The following is a 19954-nucleotide window of genomic DNA, read 5'->3' on the forward strand; positions in this document are numbered from 1 at the left end:
GCCGCCTCATGCAACGTGCCCGGGCTGGGGCAGGCGGACGGAAAGAATATTGCGCGGACAGGGCCGGCACGCTAGCTTCCCGCATGAAAACCGGTCCGCGACGGGCCAAAGAGGAAACGTATGAGCGGCGCCCGACTAGACGAGATCGACCGAAAAATCCTTGCGGAGCTTCAGGCCGACGGGCGCATGACCAATGTCGAGCTTGCGCGGCGCGTCGGGATCTCGGCCCCGCCCTGCCTGCGCCGCGTCCGCGCGCTGGAGGAGCTGGGCTATATCCGCGGCTATCACGCCGAAATCGACGCGCGGGAACTAGGCTTCGAGGTGCAGGTCTTTGCCCTCGTCCGGCTGGTGAGCCAGTCCGAGAAGGACCTTTCCGCCTTCGAGGCGCTGACCCGGACATGGCCCCTGGTCCGTGAATGCCACATGCTGAATGGTGAAATCGATTTCATCCTGAAATGCGTCGCACCCGACCTGCCGAGCTTCCAGCGCTTCCTGACCGACAGCCTGACCTCGGCCCCGAATGTGGCCTCGGTCAAGACGAGCCTCGTCATCCGCTGCGCCAAGGACGAGCCCGGCGTGCCCTTCGAGGTGGTCGAGATGCGGGCGGCCGCCCTGGGCTAACGGCCGGGCTGCTGCCGGGGGTTTTGCACCCCCGGACCCCCGCAGGGTATTTGGGAAACGATGAAGCGGGTTTTCTTCAGCGGGCGGGATCCTTGTCCCTAGCCTTGCGGAAGGCGAAAGCCTTGGCCGGGAGGGCGGTGCGGACTTCCGTCCCGGCGGGCTTTGCGCAAAGATGCCCCAAACGATTGTGACCGCGGGCGGGTTCGCGCCGCGATGTGGGCAGGGACGGGACGAATGACTGATATCTCGACATTGAACAGCCGCGGGCTGGTGCTGGTCGGCTGCGGCCGGATGGGCGGCGCGCTGCTGGATGGCTGGCTGAAGAACGGGCTGGAGCCGCAGGCGGTTCATGTGATCGATCCCAAGCCGCGTGCGGATCTGTCGGCATTGGGTATTTCGGTAAACGGTGAATTGCCGTCCGATCCCGCCGTCCTCGTCATCGCGGTGAAGCCGCAGATGATGGCCGACGTGCTGCCGAAGCTGACTGTCGGGGCGGATACGCTGGTCCTGACCGTCGCGGCGGGTGTCACCATCGCCGCCTATGAGGCGGCGTTCCCGCAGTCTCCGGTAGTGCGCGCGATGCCGAATACTCCGGCAGCGATCGGGCAGGGCATCACCGCGATCATCGGCAATGCCAAGGCGGGCGAGGCGCGGATAGCGCTGGCCGAGGTGCTGCTTTCCGCCGTCGGTCGCGTCGTGCGGCTGGAGGCCGAGGAGCAGATGGATGCGGTGACGGCGCTTTCGGGATCGGGGCCTGCCTATGTCTTTCACATGATCGAGGCGATGGCTGCTGGGGGCGAGGCCGAGGGGCTGTCGCCGGAACTGGCGCTGGAACTGGCGCGCGCGACGGTGGCCGGGGCAGGGGCGCTTGCCGTCCATGAGGACGAGGATCCGGCGGTGCTGCGCGAGAACGTGACCTCTCCCGGTGGGACTACCGCCGCGGGCCTGCGTGAGTTGATGGACCCCGAGCGCGGCCTGCCGCCCTTGATGCGGCGCACCATCGCGGCTGCCGCCGCGCGCGGGCGGGAGCTGGGGAAATGAGCGGCGCGCCCGCTGCCCCGATCGGCTGGGACGATTTCGCCGCCGTCGACATTCGCGCCGGCCGCATCCTGCGCGCCGAACCCTTCCCCGAGGCGCGCCGCCCGGCGATCAAGCTGTGGCTGGATTTCGGCCCCGAGATCGGCGAGCGCAAATCCTCGGCCCAGATCACCCGGCATTATTCGCCCGAGACGCTGGTGGGCAAGCAGGTGCTGGCGGTGGTGAATTTCCCGCCGCGCCAGATCGGGCCGTTCATGTCCGAGGTCCTGGTTCTGGGCCTGCCCGACGAGGCGGGAGAGGTCGTGCTGATCGCGCCCGACAAGCCTGTGCCGGTCGGGGGGAGGATGTATTGATGAGATTGCTGGTCACACGCCGGATGACCGAAGCCGCGGAACGCGCCCTGACGGGTCGCTTCGACACCGTGATCCTTGAGCGCGAGCAGGGCTTCACGCCCGAGGAAGCCGCACAGGCGATGCGGGATTTCGATCTGGTGATGCCGACGCTGGGCGACCGCTTTACCGCCGAGGCGTTCCGGGGCGATCTGCGCTGCAAGCTGATCGCGAATTTCGGCGCGGGCTATAATCATATCGACGTGGCGGCGGCTGCCGATGCCGGGGTGGCGGTGACGAATACGCCCGATACGGTGACCGACGCGACCGCCGATATTGCGCTGACCCTGATCCTGATGACCGCACGCCGGGCGGGCGAGGGCGAGCGCCTGCTGAGGCGCGGGGAATGGACGGGCTGGCAGCCGACGCAACTGATGGGGCGGCATGTCACCGGCGCGACGGTCGGCATCATCGGCATGGGCCGGATCGGCAAGGCGATCGCCCGGCGCTGCCATCTGGGCTTCGGGATGCAGGTGCTGTTCCACAACCGCTCGACCGTCTCGTCTCTGGACGTTCCGGCGCGCCAGACCTCGGGGCTGGAGGAGTTGCTGACGCAATCCGACTTCGTGGTGATCGCCGTGCCGGGCGGGGCCGGGACGCGGCATCTGATCGGGGCGAGGGAGCTCGCGCTTCTGGGGCCGCAGTCCTTCCTGATCAACATCGCGCGGGGCGACGTGGTGGACGAGGCCGCGCTGGTCGAGGCGTTGGAAACCGGCCGCATCGCCGGAGCGGGGCTGGATGTCTATGAGCGCGAGCCGCAGGTCTCGCCCGGTCTCACGCGATTCGAGAACGTGACCCTGCTGCCGCATCTGGGCACCGCGGCCGAGGAGGTGCGCACCGCGATGGCGATGCGGGCCATGTCGAACCTGATTGCCTTTTCCGAGGGGCGGGCGCTGCCCGACCGGGTGAACTGATGTCGCCCTCCGACCGGGCGATGGCGCTGATCCAAGCCGGAATAGCCGCCGCCGATCCGGCCGCCGCCGTCGCGCGCGGGCTGGATGCGGCGCTGGCGGACCCACCCGGACCGGGGGGGCGCTGGCAGGTCATCGCTCTTGGCAAGGCCGCCCGCGCCATGACCGGGGCCGCGCTGGTGCGTCTGCCCGAGGCGGAGGCGCTGGTCGTTACCAATGCCGGGAATGACGCGCCGCTGACGGGCGCGCGCGTGCTGCGTGCGGGCCATCCCGAACCCGATGCCGATGGTGCCGCAGCCGCAGTCGAGGTCGAGCGGATCCTGCGTGCCGGCCGGCCCGAGGATCGCGTCCTCGCCCTGATCTCGGGCGGGGGATCGGCCATGCTGCCTGCGCCGGTCGAGGGCGTGAGCCTTGCCGAGAAGCAGGCGGTCAACCGGCTGCTGCTCGGCTCGGGCGCGGATATTGCGCAGGTCAATCTGATCCGGCAGAGCCTGTCGCGGCTGAAGGGCGGCGGCTGGCTGCGCCTGTCGGCGGCACCTGTCACGGCGCTGATCCTGTCGGATGTGCCGGGCGACGACCTGCGTGTCATCGCCTCGGGTCCGACGGTCGCGCCGGTGGGCAGCCGGGCCGAGGCCGCGGCGCTGGCCCGAAGGCTGGGCATCTGGGACCGGATGCCCGAGAGCGCGCGTGCGGCATTGCTGCGGCGGGACGAGACGGACCCCCTGCCGCCCGCCCGCAATATCCTTGTCGGCTCGAACGCGATTTCGGTCGCCGCCATGGTTGCGGCCGGAGCCCATGCCGCGCCGCTTCCGCTGGAAGGTGACGTGCAGGATTGCGCCGAGGCGATCTGGCAGCTTGGCTCCGGCCTCTCGCCGGGCGAGGCGCTGGCCTTTGGCGGGGAAACCACCGTGCGGCTGACCGGCGATGGCATGGGGGGCCGCAATCAGGAACTCGCTTTGCGGCTTGCCCTGCTGGCAGAGGCGCGGCCCGTGTCCTTCGACTGGGCCTTCGCGGCGGTCGGAAGCGACGGGCGCGACGGGCCGGGCGAAGCGGCGGGGGGCCTTGTCGGACCCGGCACGCCGGACGCGATCCGCGCGGGCGGCGTCGATCCGGTCGCGGCCTTGGCGCGGAACGATTCGACCCCCGCGCTCGCCGCAGGGGATGCGCTGGTGGTCACTGGCCCGACCGGGACCAATGTGGCCGACCTCGCCGTTCTGGTCCGCGCCTGAACCCTATTCCGCCGCGATGCGCGGATCATCGGGAAAGGGGCCCGGTGTCGCGACGGTCTGGGCAAAACGCGTGCGCGCCTCGCCCTCCAGATAGATGAGGCGACCGGCGCAGATCGTTGCCTCGACCTCTCCGGTCCCAAGCGAGATGATCGTCAGGTCCGCGCGGCAGCCATGATCCAGCCTGCCACGATCCGAAAGGCCCATGATCTCGGCCGGGCGGGCCGAAAGCAGCGCCCAGATCCGGGGCAGGCTCGCGAGGTCGGGACCGGCCAGCGACAGCGCCAGCGGCACCAGCCGTTCGGGCGCCCCGTCCGAGATGATCACATCGCCCAGCCCCGCGTGCAGGAAGTCACGCAGGCGATCCTCGTCCGCGGCCGAAAGCAGGACCGGGTCGCCCATCGCGCGCGCGGCGGCGGCGGCGGAATGGGCGGCGGGGCGCGCGGCAAGGCCCGCGCCGATCATCGAATGCGTCTCGCGCATGGCGCCGCCGGTATCGCCGATGCTGCCATAGCGGGCGCGGATCTCGTCCAGCGCCTCGGCCAGCCGGCAGAGATGGCGCGGCACCTCGCGCCTGCGCCCCGCCGCCGCCTCCAGTTCTGCCGCCAGATCCGCGGCCAGCATGTCCAGCCGCCCGGCCTCGATCCCGAAGGCCGGGGCATCATGCTGCATCAGGTCGCGCAGGCGCGCGAAATCGCTTTCGAACCAGGCGAGCCGGATGCCGACCTTCTGGCAGACATCGATCAATTGCTGGGTGCAGTCCGTCCGCGAGCTTTCGATCGAGAGGGCCGGGCGCAGATCGGGGACGCTGCTGCGCGGCATCGCTGCCAGCAGGGACGCCGCGCGCTCGGGGGCCTCTGCGCCGCCTTCCCATGACCAGCCCGGCGTCAGCCAGGCCGTGGTGATGCCCGAACGCGCGGCCAGTTGCGCCGATCCGCGCAGCCGCAAGCCCGCGTCATGGCCCGGCTCGGGACGCATCAGCATGTCGACGATGCCCGGCAGCACCAGATAGCCGGTCAGGTCCACGCCGGGCAGCGGGCCCTTGGCGATCCTGCCGCGCGAGATGGCGACGGATCGCTGGCGAAGTTCGCCTTCGCGCAGGATGGTGGCGCCGACCAGGCGCAGCGGGGGCAGAGAGGGCATCGCAATACTCGGCGGGGTTGTCCCGGGCAGAATGACCCCTCGGTGTGAAATGCGCATGACATTCCCGCCCGGCCGCAGGATTGCGCCTGTGCGCTGCGGTCTTGACGCCGACGGTCGCGCTGAGCAGGCTGGCCCAGGACTTGCGACGAGGTCACGATGCTGCACGCCTATGCCCGGAGTGGATCGGCGCCCGGTCTGGTTCTTCTGCCGCCGGATGCGGGGCTTGAGGAGGCGATCTGGATCGACCTCTACCGCCCCCTCCCCGAACAGGTGGCAGCCGTGACCGCCCTCGGCTACGAGGTTCCGACCCTCGAGGACATGGAGGAGATCGAGATCTCGAACCGTCTCTACATGGAGAAGGGGGTCTTCTACATGACCGGGGTGCTGCCGGGGCAATTGCCCGACGGAACCTCGCTTGCCATGCCGGTGACGTTCATCCTTGACCGCGGGCGACTGGTCACGGTCCGCCATCACGCGCCCCGGCCCTTCGCGACCTTCCCCGACCGCGCCGACCGGTCGAGCGCCGGTTGCGCCACTGCCGAACACCTGTTTCTGGGCCTCGTGGACGAGATCATCGGCCGCCTCGCCGACCTCTCCGAGGGGGTGGGCCGCGTCCTTGACGCCAGCGCGGCAAAGGTTCTGGGGCAGCCCAAGCCGGGCAATGCCGCGGATCTGGAATCCGCCCTTGTCACCATCGGCCAGCAGGCCGAGCTGATGGGCCGCGTGCGGATGGGCCTGTTGTCGATGGACCGGATCCTCGTCTATCACCACGCGGTCACCGGACAGGACAAAGAGGATTCGGCGACGCGCAGCGTGCGTTCGGCCATCCAGCGCGACATTCAGGCGCTCGAGGTCCATGCCGATTTCCTGACCTCGCGGATCGGGATGACCATCGACGCGACCATGGGCATGATCGGGCTCCAGCAGAACGAGAGGGTGCGCCTCCTTTCGGTCATCACCGCGCTGTTTCTGGCGCCGACGCTGATCGCCAGCATCTACGGGATGAATTTCCAGCATATGCCGGGGCTCGATTTCGGCCTCGGCTTTGCCATGGCCATCGGGCTGATGGCGGTTTCGGTCATCGGCGTTCTGGTCGTCCTCAAATGGAAGCGGTGGTTCTAGCCCCGCAGCGGGAAATCCTCGATACGGTGCATCCGGCCCTCGGCATCCTCGCCGACCAGCGAGACGGCGCGGACCTGCATCGGCGCCCGGATCAGCGGGTCCAGTACCGGACCCAGCGCCGCGACCAGCGCCTCGCCCTCGGCGCGGGGCAGGCTTTTCGAAAGCGTCAGGTGATAGTTGAACAGGTCGAGGACGAAGGGATAGCCCCAGTGATCCAGATGCGCGCGGGCCTTTTCGGGCAGCGCATCGGGCTTGCGCCGCTCGCGCTCGGCAGGCGTCAGGGGCGCGCGCAGATCGTCGAGCCGGGTGACGAGGGCCTGCTCCAGCGCCACCAGCTCCACCGGCTGGCGCAGCGGCCGCAGCGCCACGAAGCCCCAGTCGCAGCTCAGCCCCAGATCCAGCGCGAAGGCCGAGAGGTGGTCGCAGATCAGCGCCGTGCGCAGCACCAGATCATCGGGCGAATGCCCCTCGGCCAGCCGGAACGGCGCTTTCAGCGTGGCGTGAAAGCCGTATCGGCGCGGAACGGAGGTGATCTCCGCCGCACTCGCCTGAAGCCCCGCGACTTCGGGCCGCGCCGGAGCCTTGCCCGTCCGCGCGTCCCAGCCAAGCCAGGCGGCGCCGAAATCGCCAAGCTCCCCCTCGGGAAGGTGATAGATCGCAAAGCGCGCGAATTTCATCCGGTTCTCCTGCCTCAGATGCATTTCCGGTCCGCGCGCGGCGAAATCCCGGCCCGGCGGGTTGTCCGCAAGGCGCGTGCAGCTTATGGCTGCTAGGGCAGGTCCACAATCGGGGACGCCGGATGAAATCCACACTGCGCTATATGACCTGGCCCTTCATCGTCACCGGCGCGGGGCTTCTCCTGGCCGGTCTGATCGGCTGGCAGTATCAGGCGACGGCGGGGGGCGCGCTGGCCTTCTTCCTGATCGCCGCCGTGCTCGCGGTGCTGGAAATCTCGCTCAGCTTCGACAATGCGATCGTCAATGCCAACAAGCTGAAGCAGATGACGCCGAAATGGCAGCGCCGCTTCCTGACCTGGGGCATCGTCATCGCGGTCTTCGGGATGCGGGTGCTGTTTCCCTTGCTGATCGTCGTCATCGCCGCCCGCCTCAACCCGGTCGAGGCGGTGCGCCTCGCCGCAACCCAGCCCGCCCGCTATGCCGAGATCATCCACGAGGCGCATCTGCCCATCGCGGGCTTCGGCGGCGCCTTCCTCATGCTGGTCGCGCTGAACTACTTCTTCGACCAGAGCAAGGATGTGGACTGGATCGCGGGGGTCGAGGCCGCGCTGCGCAAGATCGGCGAGATCCGGGGGATGGAGGTCGGCTTCGTCCTCGTCTGCGTGATGGTGGTGCTGTATTTCATGCCCGACGGAAAAGAGCACAGCTTCATTATCGCCGCGATATGGGGCGTCATCACCTATCTGCTCGTCGACACGCTGAGCCACATCCTCGACCGCTGGGGTGGCGCGCGGGCGGCGGCGCAGGGCGGCTTCGGAGCCTTCCTCTATCTCGAGGTGCTCGACGCCTCCTTCAGCTTCGACGGCGTGATCGGGGCCTTCGCGCTCACCCAGAACCTGTTCCTGATCGCGATCGGCCTCGGCATCGGGGCGATGTATGTCCGCGCGATGACGGTGATGCTGGTCGAAAAGGGCACGCTGGCCCAGTTCCGCTATCTCGAACACGGGGCCTTCTGGTCGATCTTCGTCCTCTCGATCATCATGTTCATCCAGACCCTGCGCCCGATCCCGGAATATATCACCGGTCTCCTTGGCGCCGCCTTCATCGCGGTCGCCTTCATGAACTCGCTCTCCTGGCGTCGCCGCCATCCCGACAAGGCCAATGCGAAAGCCGAATGACCGAGGGCGCACGATCCCCCTGACCGCGCGCCCTTTCACCGTTTTCCAAATACCCAAACAGCAACGCCGCGACAGGCGCGGCGCCTGCCGGGTTCAGGCCGTCGTAGCAAGCGGCCGGGTCGCCGCCTCCAGCCAATCCCGCGTCTCGGGCGCGACCAGCGGGCCGATCAGGCGCCGGACCTGGGCGTGATAGGCGTCGAGCCAGGCGATCTCGTCTCGCGACATCAGCGCGGGGTCGATCATCCGCCGGTCGATCGGGCAGAAGGTCAGCGTCTCGAAACCCAGCATGCTGCGCCCGTCGGGGCTTTCGGCCGGCTCGACCACGATCAGGTTCTCGATGCGGATGCCGTATTCACCCTCGCGGTAATAGCCCGGCTCGTTCGAGAGGATCATGCCCGGTTGCAGCGGAATGTCCGAGATCCGCGACAGCCTGACCGGCCCCTCATGGACCGACAGTCCCGCGCCCACGCCATGCCCGGTGCCATGGTCGTAATCCATGCCCTCGGACCAGAGCGGCGCGCGCGCCAGCGCGTCCAGATGAGCCCCGGCGACGCCCTTGGGAAAGCGCGCCCGCGACATTGCGATCATGCCTTGCAGGACGCGGGTATAGGGCCGCCGGATCGCCGGGTCGAAATCGCCCATCGGCAGCGTGCGGGTGATGTCGGTCGTCCCGTCGGAATATTGCCCGCCCGAATCGATCAGCACGATGTCGCCCGGCAGGATGCGCCGGTCGCTCTGCTCCGAGACGTGGTAATGGTTGATCGCGCCATTCGGGCCCGAGCCGAGGATCGTGTCGAAGCTGACATCGATGATGCCGCGCTGGACGCGCAACTCCTCGAGCTTCTTGCAGATGTCGATCTCGGTCAGCGGATCGGTCGCAAGGGTAGGCGCGCGACCGTCCAGCCAGCAGAGCAGATCCGCGACCGCTGCCCCGTCGCGCAGATGCGCGGCGCGCATCCCCGCGATCTCGGCCGCATTCTTGCGGGCCTTCGGCATGATCACCGGGTCCTGCGCCTCGCGGATCGGGGTGTCCATGCTTTCGATCAGGGCAAAGACCTTGTCGGGCGCGGTCGCCGGATCGACGATCACCGGCCCGGCAAGATTGGTCAGCGCCGGGACCAGCGCGTCGGGCGGCAGCAAGGTCACCTCATTCCCCAGCGCCGTCCTGACCTCGGGTCCGAATTTCGCCGGATCGGCAAAGACGGCGACGCGGCCATCCTCCTCGATGATGGCGAAGGAGAGGACGACCGGGTTCTTCGGCACATCCGCCCCGCGGATGTTCAGAAGCCACGAGATCGAATCGGGCAGCGTCAGCACGGCGGCCTGCGCCTCGGCCTCGCGCAGCAGACCGGCGATGCGCGCGCGCTTCTCGCCCGCCGTCTCGCCCGCCAGCGCGTCGGGCCAGAGCCGGACCTGACCCACCGGCGGGGCGGGCTGGTCCGGCCAGATCGCATCGACCGGGTTCGTCTCGACCGGGATCAACGCGATGCCCGAACCATGCAGGCCCTTCTCGATCTCGCGGATCTCGCGCCGGGTATGCAGCCAGGGGTCATAGCCGATGCGGCCACCCTCGGGCAGCGCCTCGCGCAGCCATTCGGCGGCCTTGACCTCGGGCCAGTCGACCGGGGTGAAATGGCCAAGGTCGATTTCCGACTTGACCTGAACGCGATAGCGGCCGTCGACAAAGACTCCGGCGCGTTCCGGCGTCACGATGGCAAAGCCCGCGCTGCCGCTGAAGCCGGTCAGCCAGCCCAGCCGCGCGTCGTGGCCTGCGACATATTCGCTTTGATGGGCATCCGCGCGCGGCACGATGAACCCGTCGAGTCCGCGCCGCGCCAGTTCGCCGCGCAGGGCGGCCAGCCGCGGCACATGCTGGGCCGGGTCGGAATGGCTCTCGTAACTCTGGAACATCTTAACCTCTTCGTCTTGGTTCTCAGGCAGTTTTCGCCCGCCGCAGCCGGACCTCGGCGCCGGGCATGGTCCGGGCAAGGCCGTCGGCGACGGCCTCGGCGCTGCGGCGGTGATGGAATTCCTCGGCGACGCGCGCCCGCGACGCATGGGCCAGCCGTCCGGCGCGTTCGGGATCGGCCAGAAGCGCCGCGATCTCATCGGCCATGATGTCGGGGCGCTCGGGCGGGACAAGGACGGCGTCGCGGCCCGAGGTGATCAGCTCGTGATTGCCGCCGACATCGGTGACGATGACCGGCATTTCCATCGCCATCGCCTCCATGATGGCGACCGAGATGCCTTCGTTCAGGCTGGCCAGCGCAAAGACATGCGCCCGTTCAAGCCCCTCGCGCACCGCGCCTTCGCTGATCGCGCCCAGCAGCGTGACGGCATCGGAAAGACCCATGCGTGCGATCAGCCCCTCAAGATGGTGCTGGCGATAGCCGCTGCCGCCCAACTCATCCTCGCCCGCGATCTCCAGCCGCGCGTCGATGCCCCGTTCGCGCAGCATGGCCACGGTCTCGATCAGGTGGTCATGGCCCTTGATCGCATTCAGCCGCCCGCAACTGAAGATGCGCAGCGGCTCGCCGGGGGCAGGGGGCTGCCAGGGCGTGCTGCGCCGGATCTGGTCGAGGTCGACGCCCATCGGGGCGATATTGACCACCGGGGGCAGGTCCGGGCCGATCTCGCGCTCGGCCACGCCGGTCAGGAGGCGCGAGATGATGGTGGCAAAGCGCGCATGGCGCCATTTCTGGCGCTGGTTCGGGCCATAACCCTCCAGCGTCGGGCCGTGCAGCGTCAGGCTGTAGCCGGGACCGCCGAGGCGCTGGGCCAGCATCGCGACATTGGCGCTGTCGGCGCAGGAATGGACATGGATGTGATCCCAACCTTCCTCGCGCGCGATGCGCTTCAGCCGCGCGCCCATCGCCACCAGCGCCAGCATGCGCAGCCTTTGCTTTGCCCCGCCCCTGGTCTCGGCCGAAAGCGCCGCGCCGATTGCCCGCGCGGCGCCAAGCGGAGAGCGCATCATCTCGACCGCAGCGCCGGCAAGCTGGCCGCCCGAAATCGGCATGAGATAGCGGGTCTGGCGCTGCGCCTCGGCCGTCCAGCTATGCGAGGCGACCGCACGCGGCGGCGGCCGGGTCGAGACGAGTTCCGCCTCAATCCCCAGCTCGGCCAATGCCTGCCGCTCGCGCCAGAGGAAAATATGCGTCTGGCCGGGAAACTCCGGTATGAAAAAGCCAATCTTCAACACGACACGCCTCCAAGGATGCCGAAGTGGTCGCACAGGCCGCGACATCAAATCAAGCAAGCTTCGCGCGCAGTCGCCGCTCTCTCAGGCCCGCCGCAATGCGTTGGCGCCAAGCACGCGGGCGCGCTTGCGCGGGTCGGCCTCGAAAAGCGCGGCAAGCTGCTCGGTAATCGCGCCGGCAAGCTGCTCGGCATCGGTGATGGTGACGGCGCGCTGGTAATAGCGGGTCACGTCATGGCCGATGCCGATCGCCAGCAACTCGACCTGCCGCCGCTTCTCGATCATGGCGATGACGTCGCGCAGGTGCTTCTCGAGATAGTTGGCGGGGTTGACCGACAGGGTCGAGTCATCGACCGGCGCCCCGTCGGAAATGACCATCAGGATGCGCCGCGCCTCGGGCCGGCGGGTCAGCCGCCGATGCGCCCATTCCAGCGCCTCGCCGTCGATATTCTCCTTCAGCAACCCCTCTTTCATCATCAGGCCAAGGTTGGGGCGCACGCGCCGCCACGGCGCATCCGCCGCCTTGTAGATGATGTGGCGCAGGTCGTTCAGGCGACCGGGATGCGCGGGGCGACCATTGGCCAGCCATTGCTCGCGGCTCTGGCCGCCTTTCCACGCGCGGGTGGTGAAGCCGAGGATCTCGACCTTCACCTGCGACCGTTCCAGCGTGCGGGCCAGCACGTCGGCGCAGATCGCGGCAATGCTGATCGGGCGTCCGCGCATCGAGCCGGAATTGTCCAGAAGCAGCGTCACCACGGTATCGCGGAACTCGGTATCCTTCTCGACCTTGAAGCTGAGCGGCATGGTTGGGTTCGCGACGACGCGGGCAAGGCGTCCGGCATCGAGGACGCCTTCCTCCTTGTCGAACTCCCAGCTCCGGCTCTGCTGCGCCTGCAGGCGGCGCTGCAGCTTGTTCGCCAGCCGCGAGACCGCGCCGCGCAGCGGCTCAAGCTGCTTGTCGAGATAGGCGCGCAGCCGCTCCAGCTCAGCTGGTTCGGCCAGATCCTCGGCCCGGATCTCCTCGTCGAATTCCTGCGTATAGACGCGGTAGTCGGGGCTTGCGTCGCTGACCGGCGGCGGGATGTCGGGCGGGCTTTCTGCCTCGGACATCTCGGCCTCGTCGGCCATTTCCTCGTCGGACTGGTCGTCCATGCTGACCTGGGCCTGACGCTCGTCCTGGGTCTGCTCCTGCGTGCGTTCGGGGGCGGCCTCGGCCTCCTCGTCCTCGTTCTGGTCGCGGGACTGGTTGTCGCCCGATTCCTCGTCCTGCTCGGCGCTGTCCTCGGCCTCGTCCTCCTGCGGCTCGTCCGGGTCCTCGCCCAGCTGGTCGCCATAGCCGAGGTCCGAGATCACCCGCCGCGCCATCCGCGCGAAGGCCGCCTGATCCGAAAGGACGGTATTCACCTCCTCGAGATCCGCGCTCGCCTGCGCCTCGACAAAGGGCCGCCAGAGGTCCGCGACATGCTGGGCGGCAGGGGGCAGGGCGCGTCCGGTCGCCATCTGCCGCACGATATAGCCCGCCGCGACGGCCAGCGGCGCATCGGCCGGGGCCTTGATCTGGCCATAGCCCTTGCGCTCGGCCTCCTGTCCCAGCTTCGCGTCGATATTCGAGAGCGCGCCCGGCATGTCCCGCGCACCCAGCGCCTCGCAACGCGCCGTCTCCATCGCCTCGTAGAGGTCGCGGGCCATGGGTCCGGCGGGGGTGTATTTCGCATGTGTCGCGGCGTCGTGGTGGCGCAGCTTCATCGCCAGCGCATCGGCGGTGCCCCGCGCCAGCAAGACCTCGTCCCGGGTCAACCGGCGGCTGACCTGCGGCAGGCGCATGGTATCGCCCGAAACCCCGGGGGGATCGGCCGAGAAGGTCACGTTCAGCTCATGCTCCTCCGCCAGCGCGCGCGTCGCCTCGGTCAGAGCCCTCTTGAACGGATCGGCGGGGTTGTCGGACTTTTTCATGCCTTGTTTCTGAGCCAGATTCCTGCCGCTGTCGAGGGGGGCAGCGGGCCGAAGCGGCATGTCGGCAGGCTGACCGGTCTGATCGGGACGATGCCGGGCCATGGCGGCGGTCAACGGCTGGCGCGGCGGCTCCCGCGGATGCCGTGGAACCGGTTTGCCGTCGGGGGCCGAGGCTTGCGTCGGGGCGGTTCAGTTCGTCTGGAGAAGCCCCTTGCCGACCAGATCGTCGATCATGCCGATGCAGCCGAAATACTGGTTGTCGAGCGCCGTCTGGAAGGCGGCTTCCTGCTGCGCATTCCCCCGGCTCTTGCCGTATTCGGATGCGATCTTCTGACGGATCGTCTCTGCACCATCCTCGAACCGTTCGACGGTCATGGCCGGGTCGAGCCGGCCTGCGGCAGCCGGTAGGGCCGGGGCGGCCGCGCCGAAGAACGCACCCGATTCCGGGGGCGCGACCGCGATCCGGTTCTCGGCCATGAATTGCCAGACCGCAGCGCAGACGACGGCATTTCCCGCTGTCGCGTCATGATGCGGGCGGTTGCCCACATCATAGCGCTTGGGCGCCTCGACGGCCGAGGCTGCCGTTGCCGATAGGATCAGGATCAGAGTGGCAAGCCGTGACATCAGCCAGCCTTGACCGCCGCGCTTTCCGGCAGCTCCTCGTCAAACAGGCGCTGATAGAACTCGGCCACGGTCTGGCGTTCCAGCTCGTCGCATTTGTTCAGGAAGGTCAGGCGGAAGGCATAGCCCACATTGTCGCCGAAGATGCGGGTGTTCTGGGCCCAGGTGATCACCGTGCGCGGGCTCATCACCGTCGAGAGGTCGCCCTGCATGAAGGCGGTCCGGGTCAGGTCGGCCAGCGTCACCATCTGGTTGATGATCTTGCGGCCCTTCTCGGTGTTGTAGGTCGGGTTCTTGGCCAGAACGATCGCGGCCTCGGCGTCGTGGCTGAGATAGTTCAGCGTCGAGACCAGCGACCAGCGGTCCATCTGGCCCTGGTTGATCTGCTGGGTGCCGTGGTAAAGGCCGGTCGTGTCGCCCAGACCCACCGTGTTCGCGGTGGCGAACAGGCGGAAATAGGGGTTCGGCGTGATGACCTCGTTCTGGTCCAGCAGCGTCAGCTTGCCGTCGGCCTCCAGCACGCGCTGGATCACGAACATCACATCGGCGCGGCCGGCGTCATATTCGTCAAAGACGATGGCGGTCGGATTGCGCAGCGCCCAGGGCAGGATGCCCTCATGGAAAACCGTGACCTGCTTGCCATCGATGAGCTTGATCGCGTCCTTGCCGATCAGGTCGATCCGGCTGACGTGGCTGTCGAGGTTCACACGCACGCAGGGCCAGTTCAGCCGCGCCGCCACCTGCTCGATATGGGTGGATTTCCCGGTGCCGTGATAGCCTTGGATCATCACCCGGCGGTTATAGGCAAAGCCCGCCAGAATCGCCATCGTGGTGTCGGGATCGAACTTGTAGGTCGGGTCAAGCTCGGGCACGCGGTCGGTCCGTTCGGCAAAGCCCTTGACCCTCATGTCGCTTTCGAGGCCGAACACCTCGCGCAGGTCGATTTCTTCGGTGGGTTTCGCGTTCACGTCCAGCATAGCTCAGGCCCTTTTCTCGCAACCATGCCTTGATTGCGCATTCGGGCAGCGCGTGCAAGCTCCCGCGCATGGCGGATCTTCGCCGGCGCGCTTCATTGACGCCCGCCCGGGCAGTTTCTAAGCTTTCATCAGTTGCAGCGAAAGGACCGGACCGGTTTGAACGACGCCCGGCGGGTCGCATTGGAGGAGATGATCGCGCGTGTCGCCCTTGGCGACCGGTCGGCCTTCGATGCGCTCTATGACGCTACCTCGGCCAAATTGCACGCGATCTGCATTTCGCTGCTGCGGGACCGGCCCGAGGCCGAGGAAACCCTGCAGGAGGTCTATATCAACATCTGGCGCAGCGCCGGGCGCTATTCGGCGAACGGGCTTTCGCCTATGACCTGGCTGATCACCATTGCCCGCAACCGCGCCATCGACCGGCTGAGGGCGCGCGAGGCAAGGCCCGGATTCGCCCCGGCCGAGGCGGCGGCGGTCGTGCCCTCGCCCGATCCCGGTCCCGAACTTTCCACCATCCGGTCGCAGCAGCAAAGCCTGCTTGCCGCCTGTCTCGATGAACTGGGAGAGGCGCAGGCCGGCGCGGTCCGGGCGGTTTATCTGGAGGGGCTGACCTATGCCGAGCTGGCCGCGCGCGAGGGGGTTCCGGTCAATACCCTGCGCAGCTGGCTGCGCCGTGGTCTCTTGCGGCTGAAGGACTGCGTGAGCCGATGAGCGACGAGCTTCCCCCGCCCCTCACGCCCGAGGAGGAGGACGAAGTCCTCGCCGCCGAAATGGCGCTTGGCCTCGTCTCGGACGAGGATGCGCAGCGCGGCGTCGCCCGTCTGGCCGAGGATCCGGCATTTGCGCAGCGCGTGCGCGACTGGCAGGAGCGGCTGGCGGGCCTTGCCGATGAACTTACCCCGGTCATGCCCCCGGCACGGGCGCGCCAGCGCATCCGCGAGGATCTTGGCCATGTCCATGCGCCGCTGAGCGAGGTGATCGACAGCCGCATCGGCTGGTGGCAGCGGCCATGGGCGCTGTTCTCGGGCGTGGCGGCCGTGCTGGCGCTGGCGCTGGTATTGCTGATGCCGGTCCTGAACGGCCGCGACCTGCCGGGCTATCGGGCGGAACTGGTCTCGGCCGATGCCACGATGCGCGTCGATGCCCGCGTCGAAGGGCGCGAGGTCGAGGTGATGCTGATGGACGGCACCGTCCCCGAGGGGCGCGACTGGCAGGTCTGGTTCCTCATGCCCGACGGCTCGGCCCCGATCTCGCTGGGCCTCGTCGCGCGCGAGGGGCCGATGCGCACGACCCTGCCGTCGGGAACCGACATGGTCGAGGGCGTGCGGATCGCGCTCTCGGACGAGCCGGCCGGCGGCTCGCCCACGGGTCGGGCCACCGGGCCGGTCTTTGCCATCGCCCCTCTCACACCCGCGTGAACCCCTCGAGGCGGGCGCAACCTTTCCGCCACGGCCCTCGTGACTGGAGCATCGGGCGCGATTGAAAGCGTCCGGCCATCGGAGAACACGGGGCTATGAAGGTTCAGCCGCAGTCAATCATCCTGCATTCCCTTGTCGCGGCGCTGGTCGTGCTTGCGCTGATCGCGCCCCCGGCTGGGTCAACCGATACCCAAGGCAGCGCCGCCCCGGTCGGGGCCGCGTCGCGATAGGCCGCAATCTTTCGCGGATGAACCGGGCTTGCCCCTTTGGCGTTCCTTCGCCAGAAATCGGATCACCGGGCCGTGATCGGGCCGCAGGACGAAGGGATGACGGATGAGCGGCTTGCTTGCGCTTCTGGATGACGTGGCGGGGATCGCCAAGATCGCCGCGGCCTCGATCGACGATGTCGCGGGGCAGGCGGCCAAGGCCGGGGCCAAGGCGGCAGGCGCGGTGATCGACGACGCCGCGGTCACGCCGAAATATGTCCACGGCTTCGACGCCTCGCGCGAGGTGCCGATCGTCCTCAGGATCGCGCGCGGTTCGATCGTGAACAAGCTGGTGATCCTTTTGCCGGTGGCCTTGCTGCTCTCGGCTTTTGCGGATTGGGCGATCACGCCGCTTTTGATGATCGGCGGGGCCTATCTGTGCTTCGAGGGGGCGGAAAAGGTCCTGCACGCGCTTGGTGATCACAAGGTCAACGAACCCAAGCTGCGCACCACCGAGGAAGGCGCCGCCGGGCTGGAGGAGGAGCGCGTCAGGGGCGCGATCAAGACCGATTTCATCCTCTCGGCCGAGATCATGACTATCGCGCTTGCAGCCATTCCCGATGGCGACCCGATCTGGATGGAGGCGCTGATCCTCGCCGTCGTTGCCGTCGGCATCACAGCCGCGGTCTATGGCTTTGTCGCGCTGATCGTGAAGGCAGATGATTTCGGCCTGCACCTTGCCCGTCGAGGCGGGATGCTGGCCGGATTCGGACGCGGCCTCGTGCGTTTCATGCCGGGCTTCATGAAGGTGCTGACCATCGTTGGCACCGCCGCGATGATCTGGGTCGGCGGGCAAATCATCGTCCACGGCCTGCACGATCTCGGCTTCCACCAGCCCTATGAATGGGTCCGTGACCGGGCCGAGGTTGCGGCCCACACCCTGCCATGGGCGCCGGGCGCGGCAAGCTGGGCCACGACGGCCTTTCTTGACGGGATCTTCGGCCTGATCCTCGGCTTCGTGCTCATCCCGGTCGCGAACCACATCGTCGGGCCGATGATCGGCGCGGTGAAGGGCATGTTTGGCAAGGCCGAGGCCTGAAGGCACCGCAGGCCAGCCATGCGCTTGCCCTTGGGTCGATGGCGGGATTATCAACCGCCTGGCAATCAGGAGGGAACACCATGCCGATAACCGCCTTGGCCGCAGAGGCGCTGAGCCAGCTTCTTGGCGCGCGTTTTTCCCAGTCTCAGGCCGATCGCGACCTGCATGGCGCATCCGAGACCTTCCACCGCGCCCCCCCGCCCGATGCCGTGGTCTGGCCGGTCTCGACCGACGAGGTTTCGGCGATCATGGCGATCTGCCACCGGCATCGCATTCCGGTGATCGGCTGGGGCACCGGCACCTCGCTTGAAGGGCATGCGCTGGCCATCCATGGCGGCATCGTCATGGACCTGATGAAGATGGACCGGGTGCTGGATATCCGGGCCGAGGATCTGCAGGCGAGCGTTCAGCCCGGCGTCACCCGCGAGGCGCTGAATACCGAATTGCGCGCGACCGGCCTGTTCTTCCCGGTCGATCCCGGCGCGAACGCGAGCCTTGGCGGCATGGCCGCGACGCGGGCCAGCGGCACCACCGCCGTGCGCTATGGCACGATGCGTGACAATGTGCTGGCGCTCGAGGTGGTGCTGGCCGATGGCCGCGTCATCCGCACCGGGACGCGCGCCGCGAAATCCAGCGCCGGCTATGATCTGACCGGGCTTTTCGTCGGCTCCGAAGGGACGCTCGGCATCATCACCGAACTGACGCTGCGCCTGCATGGCCAGCCCGAGGAGGTCGCCGCCGCCGTCTGCGCCTTCCCGACGCTGGAGCAGGCCGTGGAATGCGTGACCGCGACGATCCAGTCGGGCATTCCCATGGCGCGGATCGAGTTCGTCGATGGCGACGCGGCGCGGGCCTTCAACCAGTCCTCCGGCAGCCACATGCGCGAGCAGCCGCATCTGATGGTCGAGTTCACCGGCTCGCCCGCCTCGGTCAAGGAGGATGCCCAGAAATTCGGCGAACTCGCGGCCGAGTTCGGCGGCGAGGGCTTCGACTGGGCCACCACGCCCGAGGAACGCGCGGCGCTGTGGCGGATGCGTCACGGCGCCTATCGCGCCTGCCTTGCGCTGCGCCCCGGTGCGACCGCCGTGGTCACGGATGTCTGCGTGCCCATGTCGCAACTGCCCGAGCAGGTTGCCGCCGCCGCCGCCGACATCACGGCCGAGGGTCTGCTGGGCCCGATGGTCGGCCATGTCGGGGACGGCAACTTCCACTCGCAACTTCTGATCATGCCGGGCGATGCCGAGGAGCTTGCCGCCGCCAAGCGCGTCGCGACCCGCATGGCCGAACGCGCGCTGGCCGTCGGCGGCACCATCACGGGCGAGCATGGCGTCGGCGTCGGCAAGCGTCCCCTGATGCGCGCCCAGCATGGCGAGGCGATTGGGGTGATGGCCGCGATCAAGCAGGCGCTCGACCCCGAGAACATCATGAATCCGGGCAAGATGATCCCCGACGCGGATTGATCCGAGGATGGCGCTTACGCTTGTTCCCGGCTTCATGCTGGACCGCGACCTCTGGACCGACATCGCCCCGACGCTGGAGCGGTTCGGTCCGCTGACCCATGCCGACCCGGCGAGGGCGACGACGATCGCCGGGATGGCGCGCGATACGCTCGACGCCGCCCCCGCGCGGTTCGGGCTGATCGGCTTCTCGATGGGCGGCTATGTCGCGCGCGAGATGGCGCGGGTCGCGCCGGGTCGTGTCTCGCGTCTCGTGCTGATCGCCACCTCGGCGCGGGGCGACAACGAGATTCAAGCGCGGCGGCGGGCGGTCGCCTCGTCCGCAGACCCTTCGGCGTTTCGCGGCATCGCCCGGCGTTCGATCGCGCAATCACTCGCCCCCGAGCGGGAAGGGGACGAGGCCCTGATCGGGCGCATCCATGCGATGAGTGCCCGGCTTGGGGGCGAGACCTTTCGCCGGCAGGCCATGTTCCGCCGCGAGGGCGACATGGCCCTGCTATCCACCATCACCTGCCCGACACTGGTGATCGCCGGCGACCGCGACCGCCTGCGCAGCATCGCCGAGGCCGAGGAGATGGCGTCGGCCATTCCCGGCGCCCGGCTGGAGATCCTACCCTCCGGCCACATGATCCCGATGGAGGCGCCCGGCCCGCTGTCCGATCTGCTGGCCGACTTCCTTGCTGAAGGGCAGTGACGGGGCAGTGCGACAGTCCTGCAAC

20 protein-coding genes are annotated in these 19954 nt (G+C 68.3%); 13 read left to right on the forward strand and 7 right to left on the reverse strand.

Going from position 1 to position 19954, the window contains the following annotated elements:
- Window positions 1–120 precede the first annotated feature (120 nt).
- The 5 genes from VNQ78_RS05640 (at window position 121) to VNQ78_RS05660 (ending at window position 4188) form a co-directional block, all read left to right on the forward strand.
- Window positions 121–621, forward strand: a complete 501-nt coding sequence (locus VNQ78_RS05640; protein WP_325687470.1) for an Lrp/AsnC family transcriptional regulator — start codon at window positions 121–123, stop codon at window positions 619–621.
- A gap of 234 nt (window positions 622–855) precedes the next feature.
- The gene (gene proC / locus VNQ78_RS05645; RefSeq protein ID WP_325687472.1) at window positions 856–1662 is read left to right on the forward strand and encodes a pyrroline-5-carboxylate reductase; all 807 of its coding nucleotides are present in this window, start codon (window positions 856–858) and stop codon (window positions 1660–1662) included.
- Window positions 1659–2012 carry a tRNA-binding protein gene (locus VNQ78_RS05650; protein ID WP_325687474.1) on the forward strand — a complete coding sequence of 118 codons (354 nt, stop codon included), beginning with the start codon at window positions 1659–1661 and terminating at the stop codon, window positions 2010–2012. Before proC ends, VNQ78_RS05650 begins: the two co-directional genes overlap by 4 nt.
- A complete protein-coding gene (locus VNQ78_RS05655) occupies window positions 2012–2962 on the forward strand; it encodes a D-glycerate dehydrogenase (RefSeq protein ID WP_325687476.1) in 951 nt (316 codons plus the stop codon). The genes VNQ78_RS05650 and VNQ78_RS05655 overlap by 1 nt, the downstream gene beginning before the upstream one ends.
- Window positions 2962–4188 (forward strand): glycerate kinase type-2 family protein, encoded by a 1227-nt coding sequence (locus VNQ78_RS05660; RefSeq protein WP_325687478.1) that lies wholly within the window; start codon window positions 2962–2964, stop codon window positions 4186–4188. The genes VNQ78_RS05655 and VNQ78_RS05660 overlap by 1 nt, the downstream gene beginning before the upstream one ends.
- Before the next feature lie 3 nt (window positions 4189–4191).
- Here the strand turns inward: VNQ78_RS05660 and VNQ78_RS05665 are convergent, their stop codons facing one another.
- Entirely contained in the window at window positions 4192–5328 is a 1137-nt protein-coding gene (locus VNQ78_RS05665) for an amidohydrolase family protein (protein ID WP_325687480.1), read from the reverse strand.
- Window positions 5329–5484: 156 nt separating this feature from the next.
- Between VNQ78_RS05665 and VNQ78_RS05670 the strand changes: the two genes are divergently transcribed.
- A complete protein-coding gene (locus VNQ78_RS05670; protein ID WP_325687483.1) occupies window positions 5485–6450 on the forward strand; it encodes a magnesium transporter CorA family protein in 966 nt (321 codons plus the stop codon).
- Here the strand turns inward: VNQ78_RS05670 and VNQ78_RS05675 are convergent.
- Window positions 6447–7127 (reverse strand): DUF1045 domain-containing protein, encoded by a 681-nt coding sequence (locus tag VNQ78_RS05675; RefSeq protein ID WP_325687485.1) that lies wholly within the window; start codon window positions 7125–7127, stop codon window positions 6447–6449. The genes VNQ78_RS05670 and VNQ78_RS05675 overlap by 4 nt on opposite strands.
- A 122-nt stretch (window positions 7128–7249) precedes the next feature.
- Here VNQ78_RS05675 and VNQ78_RS05680 point away from each other — a divergent pair, with 122 nt between their 5' ends.
- The gene (locus VNQ78_RS05680; RefSeq protein WP_325687488.1) at window positions 7250–8305 is read left to right on the forward strand and encodes a DUF475 domain-containing protein; all 1056 of its coding nucleotides are present in this window, start codon (window positions 7250–7252) and stop codon (window positions 8303–8305) included.
- A gap of 93 nt (window positions 8306–8398) precedes the next feature.
- Here the strand turns inward: VNQ78_RS05680 and VNQ78_RS05685 are convergent, their stop codons facing one another.
- The 5 genes from VNQ78_RS05685 to cobS all read right to left on the reverse strand — a co-directional run bounded on the left by VNQ78_RS05685 (window position 8399) and on the right by cobS (window position 15055).
- A complete protein-coding gene (locus VNQ78_RS05685; RefSeq protein WP_325687490.1) occupies window positions 8399–10216 on the reverse strand; it encodes an aminopeptidase P family protein in 1818 nt (605 codons plus the stop codon).
- A 22-nt stretch (window positions 10217–10238) separates the two neighbouring features.
- On the reverse strand, window positions 10239–11507 hold the full coding sequence (epsE, locus tag VNQ78_RS05690; RefSeq protein WP_325687493.1) for an exopolysaccharide biosynthesis GT4 family glycosyltransferase EpsE: 1269 nt from the start codon (window positions 11505–11507) through the stop codon (window positions 10239–10241).
- Between the two features lie 81 nt (window positions 11508–11588).
- Window positions 11589–13457 carry a cobaltochelatase subunit CobT gene (cobT, locus tag VNQ78_RS05695; RefSeq protein WP_325687496.1) on the reverse strand — a complete coding sequence of 623 codons (1869 nt, stop codon included), beginning with the start codon at window positions 13455–13457 and terminating at the stop codon, window positions 11589–11591.
- A gap of 189 nt (window positions 13458–13646) precedes the next feature.
- Window positions 13647–14081 (reverse strand): hypothetical protein, encoded by a 435-nt coding sequence (locus tag VNQ78_RS05700; RefSeq protein ID WP_325687498.1) that lies wholly within the window; start codon window positions 14079–14081, stop codon window positions 13647–13649.
- Entirely contained in the window at window positions 14081–15055 is a 975-nt protein-coding gene (gene cobS / locus VNQ78_RS05705) for a cobaltochelatase subunit CobS (RefSeq protein WP_325687500.1), read from the reverse strand. Before cobS ends, VNQ78_RS05700 begins: the two co-directional genes overlap by 1 nt.
- Window positions 15056–15211: 156 nt before the next feature.
- Between cobS and VNQ78_RS05710 the strand changes: the two genes are divergently transcribed.
- The 6 genes from VNQ78_RS05710 (at window position 15212) to VNQ78_RS05735 (ending at window position 19929) form a co-directional block, all read left to right on the forward strand.
- The gene (locus tag VNQ78_RS05710) at window positions 15212–15766 is read left to right on the forward strand and encodes a sigma-70 family RNA polymerase sigma factor (RefSeq protein WP_325687502.1); all 555 of its coding nucleotides are present in this window, start codon (window positions 15212–15214) and stop codon (window positions 15764–15766) included.
- Window positions 15763–16473 (forward strand): anti-sigma factor, encoded by a 711-nt coding sequence (locus tag VNQ78_RS05715; RefSeq protein WP_325687504.1) that lies wholly within the window; start codon window positions 15763–15765, stop codon window positions 16471–16473. Before VNQ78_RS05710 ends, VNQ78_RS05715 begins: the two co-directional genes overlap by 4 nt.
- 95 nt (window positions 16474–16568) lie before the next feature.
- Window positions 16569–16703 (forward strand): hypothetical protein, encoded by a 135-nt coding sequence (locus VNQ78_RS05720; protein ID WP_325687506.1) that lies wholly within the window; start codon window positions 16569–16571, stop codon window positions 16701–16703.
- A 103-nt stretch (window positions 16704–16806) separates the two neighbouring features.
- Window positions 16807–17778 (forward strand): DUF808 domain-containing protein, encoded by a 972-nt coding sequence (locus VNQ78_RS05725; protein ID WP_325687508.1) that lies wholly within the window; start codon window positions 16807–16809, stop codon window positions 17776–17778.
- An 80-nt stretch (window positions 17779–17858) separates the two neighbouring features.
- Entirely contained in the window at window positions 17859–19238 is a 1380-nt protein-coding gene (locus VNQ78_RS05730) for an FAD-binding oxidoreductase (RefSeq protein WP_325687510.1), read from the forward strand.
- A gap of 7 nt (window positions 19239–19245) precedes the next feature.
- Window positions 19246–19929: an alpha/beta hydrolase gene (locus tag VNQ78_RS05735; RefSeq protein ID WP_325687512.1), complete on the forward strand. Its 684-nt coding sequence runs from the start codon at window positions 19246–19248 to the stop codon at window positions 19927–19929.
- Window positions 19930–19954 lie beyond the last annotated feature (25 nt).

The organism is Paracoccus sp. (in: a-proteobacteria) (genome assembly GCF_035556475.1).
Lineage (GTDB): Bacteria > Pseudomonadota > Alphaproteobacteria > Rhodobacterales > Rhodobacteraceae > Paracoccus.

Excerpts from the sequence above, each read along its gene's own strand:
- VNQ78_RS05640 (WP_325687470.1), top strand. The coding sequence starts at position 121 with ATGAGCGGCGCCCGACTAGACGAGATCGACCGAAAAATCCTTGCGGAG.
- proC (WP_325687472.1), top strand. The coding sequence starts at position 856 with ATGACTGATATCTCGACATTGAACAGCCGCGGGCTGGTGCTGGTCGGC.
- VNQ78_RS05650 (WP_325687474.1), top strand. The coding sequence starts at position 1,659 with ATGAGCGGCGCGCCCGCTGCCCCGATCGGCTGGGACGATTTCGCCGCC.
- VNQ78_RS05655 (WP_325687476.1), top strand. The coding sequence starts at position 2,012 with ATGAGATTGCTGGTCACACGCCGGATGACCGAAGCCGCGGAACGCGCC.
- VNQ78_RS05660 (WP_325687478.1), top strand. The coding sequence starts at position 2,962 with ATGTCGCCCTCCGACCGGGCGATGGCGCTGATCCAAGCCGGAATAGCC.
- VNQ78_RS05665 (WP_325687480.1), bottom strand. The coding sequence starts at position 5,328 with ATGCCCTCTCTGCCCCCGCTGCGCCTGGTCGGCGCCACCATCCTGCGC.
- VNQ78_RS05670 (WP_325687483.1), top strand. The coding sequence starts at position 5,485 with ATGCTGCACGCCTATGCCCGGAGTGGATCGGCGCCCGGTCTGGTTCTT.
- VNQ78_RS05675 (WP_325687485.1), bottom strand. The coding sequence starts at position 7,127 with ATGAAATTCGCGCGCTTTGCGATCTATCACCTTCCCGAGGGGGAGCTT.
- VNQ78_RS05680 (WP_325687488.1), top strand. The coding sequence starts at position 7,250 with ATGAAATCCACACTGCGCTATATGACCTGGCCCTTCATCGTCACCGGC.
- VNQ78_RS05685 (WP_325687490.1), bottom strand. The coding sequence starts at position 10,216 with ATGTTCCAGAGTTACGAGAGCCATTCCGACCCGGCCCAGCATGTGCCG.
- cobT (WP_325687496.1), bottom strand. The coding sequence starts at position 13,457 with ATGAAAAAGTCCGACAACCCCGCCGATCCGTTCAAGAGGGCTCTGACC.
- VNQ78_RS05700 (WP_325687498.1), bottom strand. The coding sequence starts at position 14,081 with ATGTCACGGCTTGCCACTCTGATCCTGATCCTATCGGCAACGGCAGCC.
- cobS (WP_325687500.1), bottom strand. The coding sequence starts at position 15,055 with ATGCTGGACGTGAACGCGAAACCCACCGAAGAAATCGACCTGCGCGAG.
- VNQ78_RS05715 (WP_325687504.1), top strand. The coding sequence starts at position 15,763 with ATGAGCGACGAGCTTCCCCCGCCCCTCACGCCCGAGGAGGAGGACGAA.
- VNQ78_RS05720 (WP_325687506.1), top strand. The coding sequence starts at position 16,569 with ATGAAGGTTCAGCCGCAGTCAATCATCCTGCATTCCCTTGTCGCGGCG.
- VNQ78_RS05725 (WP_325687508.1), top strand. The coding sequence starts at position 16,807 with ATGAGCGGCTTGCTTGCGCTTCTGGATGACGTGGCGGGGATCGCCAAG.
- VNQ78_RS05730 (WP_325687510.1), top strand. The coding sequence starts at position 17,859 with ATGCCGATAACCGCCTTGGCCGCAGAGGCGCTGAGCCAGCTTCTTGGC.
- VNQ78_RS05735 (WP_325687512.1), top strand. The coding sequence starts at position 19,246 with ATGGCGCTTACGCTTGTTCCCGGCTTCATGCTGGACCGCGACCTCTGG.